Here is a 15,566-nt window from a genome sequence, read left to right on the forward strand (position 1 = left end):
GCCTGGTATCGCGCATCACGGCACGCTATGCTAGGCTGCTAACTAAATCGTTAAAGACACCCGCCCGGAGCCGAGTCGCCCTGTGTGTCCCCCACGCCGCACCACCCTCAAGGACCTGGCCCGCGAGCTCGGCGTCTCCACGGCGACCGTCTCCAACGCCTTCAACCGGCCCGACCAGCTCTCGCCCAGGCTACGCGAGCGCATCCTCGGCGAAGCCAAACGGCTCGGCTACCGCGGCCCCGACGCCAAGGCACGCAGCCTGCGCACCGGACGCTCGCGGATCATCGCGGTGATCCTCGCCGAGAGCCTCACCTACAGCATCAACGATGCCGTGGCCAGCGAGCTGTTGTCCGGTATCGCGGAGGTACTGGATGCCCATGGCCATACCCTGCTGCTGCTCTCGGGTCGCCAGCACATCTCTCAAGCGCCCGGCTCGTCGAGCATCGCCGACGGCTTCATCGCCTACGGCCTGATGCCACCAAGCCTGATGGTCTCTGCGGACCTGCCTGCCCAGCGACCGCTGGTAGCCGTGGACTTCAGCCCCGCAGGCTATCCCACCGTGCATATCGATAATGAGCCTTCAAGCTACCGTGTCGCCCGCCATGCCCTGAGCACCCCGGCACGCCGAGTGGCAATCGTCAGCCTGCGGCTCACCGAAGCCCCCTGCAATGGCCGCATCACCGAGGAGCACGAGCTGCTGCCGGCCGAACGCTCCATCACCCGCTCGCGTCTCGCCGGCTTCCACCAGGCCCTGGAGGAGCGGGGTTTCGCACCCGAGGACGTGCCGATGTGGAATATCGAGGAGAACACCTACGAGATGTGTGCCCCGGTGCTCGAGGAGATCCTCGACCTGCCCGACGCCGAGCGCCCCGACCTGCTGCTGTGCATGTCCGACCGCATCGCCCTCACCGCCCTCACCCTGGCCGAGCAGCGCGGCCTGCGCGTTCCCGAGGACCTGCGCCTGACCGGTTTCGATGGCATCGCCGAGGGCCAGTACCGCGCCCCGCGGCTGACCACGGTGCGCCAGGACAGCGTCGAGAAGGGACGCATGGCCGCCCGCATGATCCTCGGCCTGGCGCCCTCCGAGTCGACCCTGCTGCACACCGAACTGGTGATCGGCGACAGCTGCCCGTGATGCCGGCCAGGCGTCGACAGGCGCAGTTGCCAGCGCTTGCACCTTGCTTGCACAGTGCATGACCAATGGCTGCATCGCGCCGGGCGATGCTGTGGTCTTCGTTCTTCCGTCTCGAGTCGCCCATGAGCCCCCGCCTCCCCCGTCCCGCCGTGTCCCGCCTGGGCATCAAGCTGTTCGTGATCATCCTGGTGGTCAACGTGGCCATCTCGGCGCTGGTCTTCCTGGCGGTGTCCCGCAGCCTCGACCGCGGCTTCATCGAGTACCTCGACACCACCCAGGCCAATCGCGCCGAGACCCTCGCCGAGGGCCTCGGCGAGGAGTGGGCCCGGCGCGGCGACTGGCAGTGGCTGCGTCACTCCCCCGACGCCTGGCACCGCCTGGTGCGCCAGCAGCTGTGGCCGGGCGAAGGGCCACCGCCCCACGGCATCGAGCGCCGCCTGGGCGAACCCAGCGACTTCGTGCTCCACGACGCCCGCGGCCTGCCGGTGATCGGCCTGCCCCCGGCGCCGCCCGACGAGCATGAGCCCCCCCCCGAGCTGCGCTGGCTGCCCATCGTCTACGACGGCGAGCGGGTCGGCACCCTGGGGTATCGCCCCCCCGAGCAGCTGATGGCACGCATGGATCGTATCTTCCTGGCGCGCCAGCAGCGCAGCCTGGCGATCATCGTCGGCTCCCTGGGCATCGCCTCGCTGCTGCTGGCCGGGGGGCTCTCCTGGTGGCTGGGCCGGCGCACCCGCAGCATGGCGCTGGCCACCCGGCGGCTCACCGAGGGCGACTACAGCATCCGTCTTCCTGAACGGGGGCGCGACGAGCTCTCGCGGCTGGCCCGCGACTTCAACGTCCTGGCCGGCACCCTGGAGGCCAGCCGCGCGGCGCGCTCGCGCTGGGTCTCCGACATCGCCCATGAGCTGCGCACCCCGCTCGCCGTACTGCGCGGCGAGATCGAGGCGATGCAGGACGGCATCCGTGCCCTGGACCAGGACAACCTCCACTCCCTCTCCCAGGAAGTGGGCCAGCTCGAGCGCCTGGTGGCCGACCTGCGGCTGCTCTCCCAGAGCGATGCCGGGGCCCTCGAGGTCCAGCTCGCCCCGCTGGATCTGGCCGAGAGCCTCGCGAGCCGACTGGAGGACGCCCGCGGCTGGCTCGCCGACAGTGGCATCACGCTCGAGACCGATATCGCCGGCACGGCCCGGATCCGCGGTGATATCCAGCGCCTGCGCCAGCTGTGGAACAATCTGCTCGACAACACCTGTGCCTACACACGCGCCCCCGGCCGGCTCCGGGTGAGCGTGCAGCCACTGGCGAACGGAGTCCGGGTGACCTGGGAGGACAGCGCCCCGGGCGTGCCGCCATCGGAACTGCCGCGGCTGACCGAACGCCTCTACCGGGTCGAGGGCTCGCGCAGTCGCGCCAGCGGCGGCAGCGGCCTGGGGCTCTCCATCGCCTCCGCCCTGGTCAAGGCCCATGGCGGACGCATGGTGGCCTCGTCATCGGCGCTCGGTGGGTTATGCTGGACGCTGGAGTTTCCGGCACTCGACGACCCAGGCTTCAGGGAGAGACTCGCATGAACCACCACGACACCCCGGCGGATACCGTCCTGATCGTCGAGGACGAACCCAAGATCGCCCGGCTGGTCGCCGACTACCTGGCAGGCAACGGCTTCGCCACCCACCACCTGGACCACGGCGATGCAGTACTGCCCTGGCTCGAACACGCCCGGGAGGGCGGCCAGGCCCCCGACCTGGTGCTGCTCGACCTGATGCTGCCGGGCACCGACGGCCTGACCCTGTGCCGCGAGATTCGCCAGCGCTGGCCGCGGCTGGCGGTGATCATGCTCACCGCGCGGGTCGAAGAGGTGGACCGTCTGCTGGGCCTCGAGCTCGGCGCCGACGACTACATCTGCAAGCCCTTCAGTCCGCGGGAAGTGGTGGCCAGGGTCAAGGCGGTACTGCGCCGCAGCCGGGCCGTCCAGGATCCCGCCACCGCGACCGGCAGTGACCTGGTGCTCGACGACGACGGCTGGCGGGCGCTGGCCGACGGCCAGGACCTGGGCCTGACCGCGGTGGAGTTCCAGCTGCTGCGGGTGATGATGCACGCCCCCGGCCGGATCTTCTCCCGCGACCAGTTGATGGATCACATGTACCGCGACCACCGCATCGTCTCCGAGCGCACCGTGGACAGCCACGTCAAGAAGCTGCGCAAGAAGATCGGCGAGGTGTGGCCGGAGCGGGAGATCATCCGCTCGGTCTATGGCGTCGGCTACAAGTACCAGCCGGAGGAGTAGGCGAGAGGGCGCGATGCACGACCTTTGCACCTTCGCTGCATCGCCCTTGCACGGCGCCGGGCGAGACTGCCATCGTCAACTCAAGCCCTCGAGGAGTGCCACCATGAAGACATCCCTGTCGCGCAAGCTGCTGCTGCCCGCCCTGCTCGCCGTCGCCATCGCGCCACTGTCGCTTGCCGCTACCGCCGGCCTCCACGGCGAGGGTCGCCATCAGGGCTGGGAACAGTATCGGGAGCAGCGCGAAGCCCAGCGCCAGGCGCTGTTCGAGCGCGCCGGCCTCGACGAGACCACCCGCGAGGCCCTGGAAGAGGCCCACGGCGAACACCACCAGGCCATGCGCGAGCTGCACCAGCAGCACCGCGAGCGTGTCGACGGGATCCTCGACGAGGAGCAGCGTGAGGCCCTCGCGGAGGCCCGCCGTGAGATGCGCGAGGAGCAGCGCAGCGAGTGGCACGAGAGCCGTCGTGCCGCCATGCAGGAGCGCCTCGAGACGCTGGTCGACGGCTGGGAGCTCAGCGACGAGGAGCGCGAGGCCCTGCGTGAGACCCGCGAGTCGATCTATGCCGATCTCGAGGAGCTGCGCGGCCGGGATTTCGACTCCCGGGAAGAGCGTCGCGAGGCCATGCGCGAAATGCGGGCCACCCACCAGGCCAGCCTGGCCGAACTGCTCAGCGATGAGCAACTGGAGGAGTTGAAGGACGCCATGAAACCGCGCGGCGACAAGGCCCATGGCAAGCGCCACGGCCATTACCACCGGCATCACGGCGGCGACGGGCACGGCGAACGAGGCGAACGTCACAACGACTGACCCACCCGGTGCGTCCCGCGCCCCCGGCCCGACCTCCGTGTCGGGCCTTTTCGTGCCAGGCCAGCGAGCCGTCAGTTGTACAACACGCCCGGCAGCCACATGGCGATGCCGGGGAAGTTGTAGAGGATCACCATCGCCACGACCACCATCAGCAGGAAGGGCGCGATACCCAGGAAGATATCGTTCAGCTGCACGCCCTTGGGCGCGATGCCCTTGAGATAGAAGGCCGACATCGCCATGGGCGGCGTGAGGAAGGAGGTCTGGATGTTGAGGGCCACCAGCACGCCGAAGAACAGCGGGTCGATGCCGAACAGGGCCAGCAGCGGCAGGAAGATCGGCACGAAGATGATGATGATCTCGGTCCACTCCAGTGGCCAGCCGAGCAGGAAGATCATCACCTGGGCAAGGATCAGGAACTGCAACGGCGTCAGCGCGAGGCCGCTGATCCAGTGCTCGATCAGCGAGTGGCCGTCGAGCAGCGAGAACACCGAAGAGAAGATCCACGACCCGACGAACAACCAGCAGACCATGGCACTGGTACGCGCGGTGAGAAACACGGCCTCCTTGAGCCGGACGAAGGTCAGCTGCCGATAGGCCGCCGCCAACACGATGGCACCAAGCGCCCCGATGCCCGCCGCCTCGTGGGGCGTGGCCAGGCCGAACAGGATCGCCCCCAGTACCGCCATGATCAGCACGAAGAGCGGCACGAACGACGTCAGCAGCCCCCAGTAGACTTCCTTGAGCGGCACGTCGAGCTTCTCCGCGGAGAGCTTCGGCGCCACCGCCGGGTTGATCATCGCCCGGCCCATGACGTAGACGATATAGAGCCCCGCCAGCAGCAACCCCGGCAGCAGCGCCGCCGCATAGAGGCGCACCACCGAGACCCCGGCCATGGCGCCGTAGAGGATCAGCATGATGCTCGGCGGTATCAGGATGCCCAGGCAGCCGCCGGCGCAGATCACCCCGCTCGACATGCGCTTGTCGTAGCCCGCGTTGAGCATCGCCGGCAGGGCCAGCAACCCCATCAGGGTCACCACGGCACCGACGATGCCGGTGGCGGTGGCAAAGAGCGCACAGGTGATCAGACTGGCCACCGCCAACGAGGCCGGCATGCCCCGGGCGGCGAGCTGCAGGCTCGCGAACAGGCGGTCGAGGATGTTCGCTCGCTCCACCAGATAGCCCATGAACAGGAACAACGGCACGGCGATCAGCACATCGTTGGCCATGACCCCGTAGGCGCGCTGGACCAGCAGCGAGAAGATGATGTCGCCGATGACGAAATAGCCGAAGGCGACGCCCATGGCGATCAGGGTGAAGGCGATGGGGAAACCGAGCATGATCAGTACGACCAGCATGCCCAGCATCATGATGCCTACCTGCGGTTCGGTCATCGACGCGTCTCCCCGGAATCATCCTTGGCGACCTTGATCTTTTCTATCTCTTCCTGCTTGTTCAACGGAATCGCGATCTCCTCGACGTCACCCAGTCGTCGCGGCCACTTGCCCTGCCTGAGGCAGATCACGCAGCGACTGACCTCGGCGCCCCCCTGCACCGCCAGCAGCGCGGCGCAGGCCGGAATGACGAACTTGAAGGGCCAGATCGGCGGCCCGCCGGGGGTGAAGGAGCTGTGCTCGTTCTGGCGGAAGGAGAGCGCGAAGAAGTCCCAGCCGCTCCACATCAGGGCGATGATGCCGGGATAGAAGAACAGCAGGTAGAGCAGCAGATCCATGCCGGCCTGGGCCCGCGGCGAGAAATAGCGCGACACCACGTCGGCCCGCACATGGGCGTTGTGGGCCAGGGCATAGGCCCCGCTCATCATGAACAGGGTGCCGTAGAGAATGTAGCTGGTGTCGTAGGCCCAGGCCGTCGGCGCCCTCATCACGTAGCGCATGAAGACCTCGAAGCTCACCACGAAGGTCAGGATCAGGATCGCCCAGGCGAACACCTTGCCCACCCAGGTGCTGACATGATCGATGAAGAAGATGAAGCGCATGACAGCCTCTCGACGGCGGCGGCCGCCCCTTCCGGAGAGACCGCCGCGATTCGGGCCCGGCGCCGTCCTGGCACCGGGGCTGCTTGGCTCGACCGGGCCCCGAGCAGGGTACCGCCATCACAGGATGGTGGAGGTGTCGGTAGGTTCCTTGCCGTAGAAGTGGCGATAGGCCGGCTCCTTGGGGGTATTGCCCTCGAGGTGCCAACCCACTACCCGGTCGCAGTACTCGCGCTGGTGGTCGACGACCTTCTTGAAGAAGGGATCGCTGGATTCGTTCTCGATGACGGTATCCCAGGCCTGGAGCTGCGCCTCGAGGATCGAGTCCGGGGTGATGTAGGTCTGCACGCCCTGTTCCGCCCGCATGCCCTCCAGATCCCTCGGATAACGCTCCATGGCCTTCCAGTACATCTCCGACGAGGCCGCCTTGGCGGCATACTGCAGGATCGCCTGGAACTCCTCGGGCAGGCTGTCGTGCTTGGCCTTGTTGAGAATGATCTCGAAGGCTTCGCAGTCCTGATGGTAACTGCGCAGCATCCAGGTCTTGCTGACATCCGGGAAACCGAGCAGGCGGTCGGAGGACGGGTTGTTGAACTCGGCCCCGTCGAGCAGGCCGCGGTCCATGGCCGGCACGATGTCGCCGGGACCCATGATGGTCACCGCCGCGCCGAACTCGCGCATCAGGTCGGCCGCCAGGCCCACGGTGCGGTACTTCATGCCCCGCAGGTCGTCGGCGCTGCGGATCGGCTCCTTGAACCAGCCCAGCGCCTGGGTCGGCATGGGGCCGGTGAGATAACCGACCAGCGGCAGCTCGAGCAGCTCCAGCAGCTCGTTGTAGAGCTCGAGGCCGCCGCCGGTCCAGAACCAGGCCAGGAACTGGTTGGCATCCCAGCCGAAGGGCGGCGGAGTACCGAACAGCGAGTAGGCCTTGTGCTTGCCGTACCAGTAGGCGGTGACGCCGTGGCCGCCGTCGAGCGCCCCGGAGATCACCGCATCCTGCATCTGCAGGGCCCCCACCACGGCGCCGGCCGGCAGCAGGTTGAGCCGCAGGCGGCCACCGGACATCTCGTTGACGATGCGCACGTAGTCGGCGGCGAACTCATGGAAGATGTCCTGGGTGGGCCAGGTGCTCTGGAAACGCAGGGTCGTGGTCTGGGCCACGGCGATGCTGGGAAAGCCCACGGCGGCCGCGGCTCCTGCACCCACGGCGACGGCCGATCCGGTGAGAAAGCGACGACGCGAGGTGCTGGCGGGCGTGGTATCGGCGGATGTCGTATCGTTGTCGGCCTGTTGGGTGACAGGCGTCTGGTCATGAGCCATCGGACACTCCGGAATCGTTTCGTTGTTCTGTCTCCTGCGGGATGGTATGCCCACGGAAACCCATACTCCCGATTGCCTCCCAGCGGCCCACATGGCGTTGCGGCCCTTGTGCCTTCCCCGTTGGTCGTCGGTTATATCAGGTATAGCTCCAGTAACCGGTTCTGCAAAGGATGGCGGCCCATTCGTTCCACTCAGACGACACTGTATTCAACGCAGGGTTGCAGCCGACACTAGAAGTACGTATTTTATTTGAACGATCAATTAATAAAAAACATTATGCGGCACGCACCGAACCACGGCCAGCGATACCCGCTGGCGGCTCACTCTCCAGGCGACACCCGCCAGGCGAGGCCAGTGACCGTCGCCGTTCCGGTGAGCCTGGCGGTGCCGATGCTGCATCCCGTCTCATGTCCAATGGCGACACCAGGGGAGCCGGGGCTAGCCATGACGTACCGGTTGACGTTATTTTGATTGCGCGTTCAATCAAAATAACACCACGGCATCATCCGGACGCTCGCACGACAGCCCTGCCCACCCGTCGCCCGACGACGGCGTGAGACTCGACATCAACAACATTCAGGGAGTCAGCCCCATGGCGCATGACAATGCCCCCCTCGAACGACGGGATCGTCTCAACCCGGCCGTGTTCCACGGTTCGGTTGCCGGCATCCTGGTCTTCCTCGTACTGACCATGCTCTTCACTGAGCAGGCCGGTGCCTTCTTCGATGCCGGCCTGGCCTGGGTCAGCGAGACCTTCGGCTGGTACTACATGCTGGCGGTCGTGGCCTACCTGGTGTTCGTGATCGCCATCGGCGCCTCGCGCTTCGGCAGCATCCGCCTCGGCCCCGACCACTCGCGGCCGGAGTTCTCGCTGCTCTCCTGGTCGGCGATGCTGTTCGCCGCCGGCATCGGTATCGACCTGCTGTTCTTCAGCGTCGCCGAGCCGGTCGCCCACTACCTGGCACCGCCGGACCTGACGCCCGAGAGCCAGGAGGCGATGCGCGCCGCGGTGGTCCAGACCTTCATGCACTGGGGGCTCTCCGGCTGGGGGCTCTACGTACTGATGGGCATGGCACTGGCCTACTTCAGCTATCGCCACCGCCTGCCGCTGGCCATCCGCAGCGCCCTCTATCCGCTGCTGGGCAAGCGCATCCATGGCCCCATCGGCAACGCCGTGGACATCACCGCGGTGATCTCCACGGTGTTCGGCATCGCCACCAGCCTCGGTATCGGCGTGATGCAGCTGAACTACGGCCTGGCCTACATGTTCGACGTGCCCGAGAGCCTCTCGGTGCAGATCATCCTGATCGCCCTGGTGGTCGTGCTGGCGACGATCTCGGTGGTCAGCGGCGTGGAGAAGGGCATCCGCCGGCTCTCCGAGTTCAACATGCTGCTGGCACTGGCGCTGCTGCTGTTCGTGCTCTTCCAGGGTCACACCCTGAAGCTGCTCGACATGGTGGTGAACAATGCCGGCGACTACTTCTCGGGCTTCGTGGCCAAGAGCTTCGATACCTACGCCTTCGCCGGCGACGAGGCCAACGAGTGGAAGATGTGGTGGACGATCTTCTTCTGGGGCTGGTGGATCGCCTGGACCCCCTTCGTCGGCCTGTTCCTGGCGCGCATCTCCCGCGGCCGCACCATCCGCCAGTTCGTCGCCGGCGCACTCGGCATCCCGCTGGCCTTCATGATGGTGTGGATGTCGGTATTCGGTAACAGCGGCATCGAGCTGGTCGCCAACCAGGGTATCGTCGAGCTCGGCGAACAGGCGCTCAATACGCCGCAGACCACCATGTACACCCTGCTCGAGCATTACCCCTGGGTCGGCGTCACCGCCGCCGTGGTCACGGTGCTGGGCATCGTCTTCTTCGTCACCTCGGCGGACTCCGGTGCCCTGGTGCTGGCCAACTTCACCTCGATCCTGTCCGACGTGAACCACGACGCCCCGGTGCGCCTGCGCATCTTCTGGTCGGCAGTGATCGGCCTGATCACCATCGCGCTGCTGATGGCCGGCGGCCTGGCCGCCCTGCAGAGCGCCGTGGTGATCACCGCCCTGCCCTTCTCGCTGGTGATCTTCGCGATCATGGTGGGCATGTACAAGGCCCTCAAGCTGGAGGGCCGCAAGGCCGATGCCCGGCGCCGGGTCTCCGGCACCGCTCCGGGTGGCGACTGGCGCGAGCGCCTCGACCGGGCCCTGGACACTTCGACCCGCGCCGGTGCCGCCGCCACCATCGAGCACGCCATCCGGCCCGCGCTGACGCAGTTCGCCCAGGAACTGGAGAGCCGCGGCCAGGAGGCCACGGTGACCGAGGAGCCGGTAGAGGGCGAGCCGTTGCCGAGCCTGACCCTGCAGGTGCTGCTGGAGAATGCCGCCAGCTTCGTCTATCAGGTCTGTCCGCACCGCATGCGCACACCGAGCTTCCTGCCAGTGGATGACGACTACTACGTGCGACTCGACGTCTACCTGGCCGAGGGTGGCACCGGTCAGGACCTCAACGGCTATACCCGCGGCCAGGTGATCGGTGACGTGCTCTCGGAGTACGAGCGCCACCTGCACTTCCTGGCACTGGCCGGCGAGGGCGGCAACGTCCAGGCCATGCCCGGCTCCGTGGGTGAGCCGCCTGCCGAGGCCACCCAGGCCTGAACCGCGGCTCGGCATCCATCACGACAACGGCGACGCCTGCGGGCGTCGCCGTCTTGCGTCAGGGGCCGTCGTCATACCTTGGCCGCCTTGCGGCAGCGCAACGGCCGGGCGTAGCTTAAGGGGCTCGTTTCACCGGCAAGGAACCGCCATGTCCCACCCGCCACGCCCCCCTGCCTACCGTCTTCCCATGCCCGGTAGCGCCTTGCTCGCCGCCTGGCAACAGGGTTACGGCGTCGCCGAGTTGCGGCGTGACCTGATGGCGGGACTGACCATCGGCATCGTCGCGGTGCCGCTCTCCATGGCGCTGGCCATCGCCACCGGGGTGCCGCCCCAGCACGGTCTCTATACCGCCATCGTCGCCGGTGCCATCATCGCCCTCACCGGCGGGTCGCGCTTCAACATCTCCGGCCCCACCGCCGCCTTCGTGGTGATCCTGTTCCCCATCGTCGCCAGCCACGGCGTCGGCGGGCTGCTGATCGCCACCCTGATGGCGGGGCTGATCCTGGTCGCCCTGGGGCTGGCGCGGCTGGGCAGCCTGATCCAGTTCGTGCCCTACCCGGTGGTGCTCGGCTTCACCGCCGGCATCGCGGTGGTGATCGCCCTGCTGCAGCTCCCCGACTTCCTGGGCCTGGTCGGGGTCGCGCTCGGCGACAGCACCCTGCACAACCTGGCCGCCATCGCCCGTGGACTACCGAGCCTGGCGCCGGCTGAACTGGGCATCGGCCTGGTGACGCTGGCCACCCTGATCCTCTGGCCACGGCTCAAGCTGCCGGTGCCGGCGCCCCTGGTGGGCCTGGTGGTCGGTACCCTGGCCGCGCTCGCCATCGGCCCGCTGGGGGTGGAGATCGACACCATCGCCTCGCGCTTCAGCTGGGAGTTCCAGGGCCAGGCCGGCAGCGGCATCCCGCCCTTCGCCCCGAGCCTGGTGGTGCCCTGGCGGTTACCCGGGCCGGACGGCACGCCGCTCGCGGTGGACTTCGCGCTGATCCGCGAGCTGCTGGGGCCGGCACTGGCCATCGCCATGCTGGCGGCCATCGAGTCGCTGCTCTGCGCGGTGGTGGCCGATGGCCTGACCCGCACCCGCCACGACCCCAATGCCGAGCTGGTCGGCCAGGGGATCGGCAACATCGTGGTGCCCTTCTTCGGCGGCATCACCGCCACCGCCGCACTCGCCCGCACCGCCACCAACATCCGCAGCGGCGCCGCCTCGCCGCTGGCCGCCGTGGTGCACTCGCTGGTGGTGTTGCTGGCGGTGGTGGCGCTGGCCGGCGTGCTCGGCCGGGTGCCCATGGCGGCGCTGGCGGCGCTGTTGTTCATCATCGCCTGGAACATGAGCGAGGCCCGCCACTTCCTGCACACCCTGAAGAGCGCCCCGGGGAGCGACGTGGCGATCCTGGTGATCTGCTTTGCGCTCACGGTGATCTTCGACATGGTGCTGGCGGTAGCCGTAGGCATGGGGCTCGCCGCGGCGCTGTTCATCCGCCGCATGGCCGAGCTGACCCATGCCCGCCGCCTCGACGCCGAGGACAACGAACAGGCCCGCGACCTGCCGCGTCAGGTGGCACTCTACGACGTCAACGGCCCGCTGTTCTTCGGCGCCGCCGAGAAGGCGATCGCCTCGCTGCGGGTGGTGGACCCGGAGGTCAGGGTGGTGATGCTCGACATGCGCGACGTGCCGAGCCTCGATGCCACCGCCATCGTTGCCCTGCGGTCGCTGATCGAGGAGCTGCGCTCGCAGCGGGTGGGGCTGATCTTCATCGGCATGCCGGCGCGGATGGTGATGAAGCTGCGGCGCGCCGGCCTGTATCGCGAAGCCGGCCGCCTGGCCGCCGTGCGCCACCTGGACCATGCGCGGCGCCTGGCAGGGCACTGGCTCGAGCACCGTGGGGACTGAGCGCGACTCGCCGTGCCTCATTCACCCTGCAAGGGGGGCGATCAGGCGGCGAGCAGGACGTCTTCGTGCACGTCGGCACCGGGACGACCTCTTCGACCACACCCAGGGCGTGATCTGACCTGGACACAGCCACGCGAGACACTGCCAGGCCTCGACTAGACTGAGGACCATCTACCGCTCATGGAGCGAAACGACTATGAGTTACCGATTCCTCGAGGTCATCACCGACTATCCCACCACGGAAGAGGAGTACGTCCTGCTGCTGCATCTCGACCAGATCGCGCAGATTCGTCCCGAGGCCGAAGCGGAAAACGAGCCGCGCCACGAGCCGGTGGCCGTGGTCACCCTGACCAGCGGCGAGATGGTGATCCTCAAGAACAGCTTCAAGAGTGTGGTCAAGCGGCTCACCGATGCGAAGATGGTGATGCGGCCATGAGAGCTCGCCCCGGGGACTGAGCGCGACTCACCGTGCCTCATTCACCCTGCAGGGTGGCGATCAGGCGGCGAGCACCGCCGTGGTCGCGATGCTCGCCGAGCCACAGGCCCTGCCAGGTCCCCAGCGCCAGACGGCCACCGCGCACCGCCAGGGTCAGTTGGGTGCCGAGCAGGCTGGCGCAGACGTGGGCCGGCATGTCGTCGGGGCCTTCCAGGGTATGGCGGAAATAGGGCAGGTCGCCGGGAATGCGCTCGCGCAGGAAGGCGTCGAGGTCGTGGCGCACGTCCGGGTCGGCGTTCTCGTTGAGTGTCAGCGACGCCGAGGTGTGCAGCAGTTGCAGGTGCAACAGCCCCGTGGAGACTTCCCGCAGCCCGGCCAGGCCGTCGGCGACCTCGTCGGTGATCAGGTGAAAGCCGCGCGGGCGCGGCGCCAGGCGCAGTTCCTGCTGTCGCCACATGACCGGGCTCCTTTTCGTCGGGGGTCTTCCCGCCATGCTAGCGTGCTGTCCCGCTATCGCAAGAGCGCCGCACGCCATTCCCGGCGTGCAGCGCCCCTGCGATACATCGGTGGGTTCGGTTGCGCGGGGGCATCCCAGCAGCCTCGGCCCCGCCACAACCGAGCACACGGCTTACTCGCTGGCCACCGTCGTGGGCTGGCCTTCCACCCCGGCGAACACCACCAGCACCTTGGCGTCGCTATCCGAGACATTGAACAGCTGATGGTCCCGGTTGAGGGCCTCGATATAGGCCTCCCCCGACCCGTAGACCTGGGGATCGCCACCCTCGGTGCGCAACTCGATCTCGCCCTCGAGGATATAGACGAAGACCGGGACCGGGTGCTGATGCAGGGGCGTACGTCCACCGGGCTCGAGGGTGCCGATCACCGAGACGATCTCCGGCGTTCCCTGCTGCCAGACGATGGCGTCGCCGTCGCGGGTCGTGGTCGTCTTCAGAACCGGCTCGGTCTGGAAGCCTGCCGGCAAGGCATCGTCATCCTGGGCGAGTGCCGCGGCGATGGGCAGGACCGTGACCAGCCCCAGGGCCAGTGCTGACTGCTTGATGATGGCTTTCATGGTATCTCTCCTCTCTCGGATGAACGCCTGGTCGACTAGGCCTTGATGGCCAGCAGCGAGATGCTCTTGACGCCGTAGGTCTCGCTGGCACCCCGGGCCGACTCGGTCAGGAAGCGGTACTCGGGATGCTCGCGGACGGTCCGGACAGTGAGACCCGCCGCCTCGATGGCAGCGCGGTAATCGTCCTGCTGCATGGCCCCACCGATGCAGGCGGCCCACAGGGTAGCGTTGCAGGAGACCTTCTCCGGCAACGGCGACTCGGTGACGATGTCGGCGAGCGCCAGCCGCCCGCCGGGGCGCAGTACCCGGGCCGCCTCGGCGAAGACCCGTGGCTTGTCCGCCGACAGGTTGACGACGCCGTTGCTGATCACCAGGTCGACACTGCCGTCGGCGAAGGGCGGTGACTCGATGTAGCCGGCGTGGAACTCGACGTTGGTGAAGCCCGCCTCGGAGGCCAGCCGTGTCGCCTTCTCGCGCTGGGCCTCGGTCATGTCGAGCCCCAGCACCCGTCCCTCGGGTCCCACCGCGAGGGCGGCGAGCAGGCTGTCCATGCCGGAACCGCTGCCGAGATCCAGCACCGTCTCGCCGGGCTGGAGCTCGGCCAGGTCGAGGAAGTGACCGACCCCGGCGAAGGAGTCGATGGCCGCGGCGGGGATCCGGTCAAGGGCGTTCGGGTCATAGCCCAACCGCTCGGCCAGCGCCCGCCCCATCTCGAAGTGGAAGTCCCCCTCCGGCGTCTCGGCCACCTCGCGATACATCGCCTTGACCCGCGCTTCGAGTTCGCGGCGATCCACCGCGGGTGAGGTGGATGGGGCACGGGACGTGGAAGCTGCCGTGATGGTCATGCTCTCTCTCCTCTTCGGCTTGACGTGGCACGACACGGGAGTGCCGTATGTCCCCAGGACGCAGCCGCCCGCGGGATGGTTCCCGGCACGGATCGGGAACCCGGGAGCCGGCCGCCGCGTCCCTGCCATACCCTCGACTTGCCCGCCGCCGGCGCGCGTCCCATGCTCTGAAGAGGTGAGCCATGCCCCTTGCCAGCCCGTTCACCAGCCCCCCGATGCCGTGGCCCGTCATGGTCCATCGGGACGACTCGGGAGCCTTCATGAGCTACCGTGATACCGCCAGCCGCCGGCAGTGGTTCGAACAACGCCTGGAGCCGCTGATGGACCGGCTCTACGGCACGGCCCTGCGCCTCACCCGCCATCCGGACGACGCCGAGGACATCGTCGCCGAGGCGGTCGGCAAGGCCTGGATCCGGCTCGACAAGCTGCGCGACCCCGAGCGCTTCGAGGCCTGGCTGTTCCATATCCTCACCAATACCTTCATCAGCGAGTGGCGTCGGCGGCAGAGTCGCCCCCAGCCCCCCAGCGGCAACGAGTCGCCGTCCCCGGACGACCTCGACGCCGGCGACTTCACTCTCTTCCAGCAACTGCATCAGCCCTTCCTGCTCTGGTGGGGCAGCCTGGAGGAGCAGTTCTTCAACAGCCTGCTGCAGGAGGACCTGCAGCGAGCCCTGGACGCCCTCCCCGACCCCTTCCGGGTGGCGATTGTGCTGGTGGAGGTGCAGGGCTATACGTATGACGAGGTGTCTTCCCTGCTCGGCATCCCGCTGGGCACGGTGCGCTCGCGGCTGAGCCGGGCGCGTGCCCGGCTGCAGAAGACGCTCTGGGAGCAGGCCAGGGAGGCGGGCGTGACCCCCCATCACCCGGGGCAGGGAGGGCCGCGATCATGAACCCAAGGGAGCCCAGCTGCGAGGAGGTCATCGAGCGGCTCTTCGACTATCTCGACCGTGAGCTGGATCACCGGCAGGCGGACGATATCGAGCGACACCTGAGCCGCTGCCGCGACTGCTTCACTCGCGCCGAATTCGAGAAACGACTACGGGCCAGGGTGGAAGCCGCCGGCACGGTGAAGGCCCCGACGCGCCTGCGCCACCGTATCCGCGATCTGCTCGACCAGTTCGACGACTAGGCGGATCGCCCT

Annotated in this window: 15 protein-coding genes; 9 read left to right on the forward strand and 6 right to left on the reverse strand. The window is 67.8% G+C overall.

Going from position 1 to position 15,566, the window contains the following annotated elements; genetic code table 11:
* Window positions 1-82 precede the first annotated feature (82 nt).
* From C1H66_RS12715 to C1H66_RS12730, 4 genes are all read left to right on the forward strand, one after another.
* The gene (locus C1H66_RS12715; RefSeq protein WP_102628261.1) at window positions 83-1,135 is read left to right on the forward strand and encodes a substrate-binding domain-containing protein; all 1,053 of its coding nucleotides are present in this window, start codon (window positions 83-85) and stop codon (window positions 1,133-1,135) included.
* Between the two features lie 122 nt (window positions 1,136-1,257).
* On the forward strand, window positions 1,258-2,703 hold the full coding sequence (locus tag C1H66_RS12720) for an ATP-binding protein (protein ID WP_102628262.1): 1,446 nt from the start codon (window positions 1,258-1,260) through the stop codon (window positions 2,701-2,703).
* Window positions 2,700-3,419, forward strand: coding sequence for a response regulator (locus C1H66_RS12725; RefSeq protein WP_102628263.1), 720 nt, complete (start codon window positions 2,700-2,702; stop codon window positions 3,417-3,419). Before C1H66_RS12720 ends, C1H66_RS12725 begins: the two co-directional genes overlap by 4 nt.
* Before the next feature lie 103 nt (window positions 3,420-3,522).
* Window positions 3,523-4,227 (forward strand): Spy/CpxP family protein refolding chaperone, encoded by a 705-nt coding sequence (locus tag C1H66_RS12730; protein WP_102628264.1) that lies wholly within the window; start codon window positions 3,523-3,525, stop codon window positions 4,225-4,227.
* Between the two features lie 71 nt (window positions 4,228-4,298).
* On the opposite strand, the gene C1H66_RS12735 is transcribed toward C1H66_RS12730, so the two are convergent.
* The 3 genes from C1H66_RS12735 to C1H66_RS12745 form a co-directional block, all read right to left on the reverse strand.
* On the reverse strand, window positions 4,299-5,618 hold the full coding sequence (locus C1H66_RS12735; protein WP_102628265.1) for a TRAP transporter large permease: 1,320 nt from the start codon (window positions 5,616-5,618) through the stop codon (window positions 4,299-4,301).
* Window positions 5,615-6,220 (reverse strand): TRAP transporter small permease subunit, encoded by a 606-nt coding sequence (locus tag C1H66_RS12740; protein ID WP_102628266.1) that lies wholly within the window; start codon window positions 6,218-6,220, stop codon window positions 5,615-5,617. The genes C1H66_RS12735 and C1H66_RS12740 overlap by 4 nt, the downstream gene beginning before the upstream one ends.
* 117 nt (window positions 6,221-6,337) lie before the next feature.
* Entirely contained in the window at window positions 6,338-7,537 is a 1,200-nt protein-coding gene (locus C1H66_RS12745; protein WP_240618298.1) for a TRAP transporter substrate-binding protein, read from the reverse strand.
* A gap of 592 nt (window positions 7,538-8,129) precedes the next feature.
* Between C1H66_RS12745 and betT the strand changes: the two genes are divergently transcribed.
* The 3 genes from betT (at window position 8,130) to C1H66_RS12760 (ending at window position 12,508) form a co-directional block, all read left to right on the forward strand.
* Window positions 8,130-10,178 (forward strand): choline BCCT transporter BetT, encoded by a 2,049-nt coding sequence (gene betT, locus C1H66_RS12750; protein ID WP_102628267.1) that lies wholly within the window; start codon window positions 8,130-8,132, stop codon window positions 10,176-10,178.
* 148 nt (window positions 10,179-10,326) lie between these two features.
* Complete coding sequence (dauA, locus tag C1H66_RS12755) at window positions 10,327-12,072, forward strand: C4-dicarboxylic acid transporter DauA (RefSeq protein WP_240618299.1); 1,746 nt, start codon at window positions 10,327-10,329, stop codon at window positions 12,070-12,072.
* 196 nt (window positions 12,073-12,268) lie between these two features.
* Complete coding sequence (locus C1H66_RS12760; protein WP_102628268.1) at window positions 12,269-12,508, forward strand: hypothetical protein; 240 nt, start codon at window positions 12,269-12,271, stop codon at window positions 12,506-12,508.
* Between the two features lie 37 nt (window positions 12,509-12,545).
* Here C1H66_RS12760 and C1H66_RS12765 read toward each other — a convergent pair whose 3' ends face one another.
* From C1H66_RS12765 to C1H66_RS12775, 3 genes are all read right to left on the reverse strand, one after another.
* Window positions 12,546-12,965: a secondary thiamine-phosphate synthase enzyme YjbQ gene (locus C1H66_RS12765; RefSeq protein WP_102628269.1), complete on the reverse strand. Its 420-nt coding sequence runs from the start codon at window positions 12,963-12,965 to the stop codon at window positions 12,546-12,548.
* 171 nt (window positions 12,966-13,136) lie between these two features.
* The gene (locus C1H66_RS12770) at window positions 13,137-13,580 is read right to left on the reverse strand and encodes a cupin domain-containing protein (protein WP_102628270.1); all 444 of its coding nucleotides are present in this window, start codon (window positions 13,578-13,580) and stop codon (window positions 13,137-13,139) included.
* 35 nt (window positions 13,581-13,615) lie between these two features.
* Window positions 13,616-14,425 (reverse strand): methyltransferase domain-containing protein, encoded by an 810-nt coding sequence (locus C1H66_RS12775; RefSeq protein ID WP_170064145.1) that lies wholly within the window; start codon window positions 14,423-14,425, stop codon window positions 13,616-13,618.
* A 260-nt stretch (window positions 14,426-14,685) separates the two neighbouring features.
* Here C1H66_RS12775 and C1H66_RS12780 point away from each other — a divergent pair, with 260 nt between their 5' ends.
* Both C1H66_RS12780 and C1H66_RS12785 read left to right on the forward strand, forming a co-directional pair.
* On the forward strand, window positions 14,686-15,315 hold the full coding sequence (locus tag C1H66_RS12780) for an RNA polymerase sigma factor (RefSeq protein ID WP_205738660.1): 630 nt from the start codon (window positions 14,686-14,688) through the stop codon (window positions 15,313-15,315).
* Complete coding sequence (locus C1H66_RS12785) at window positions 15,312-15,554, forward strand: anti-sigma factor family protein (RefSeq protein WP_102628271.1); 243 nt, start codon at window positions 15,312-15,314, stop codon at window positions 15,552-15,554. Before C1H66_RS12780 ends, C1H66_RS12785 begins: the two co-directional genes overlap by 4 nt.
* The last annotated feature ends 12 nt before the right edge of the window (window positions 15,555-15,566 follow it).

Source organism: Halomonas heilongjiangensis, from assembly GCF_002879645.1.
In the GTDB taxonomy this organism is placed as follows: domain Bacteria; phylum Pseudomonadota; class Gammaproteobacteria; order Pseudomonadales; family Halomonadaceae; genus Halomonas; species Halomonas heilongjiangensis.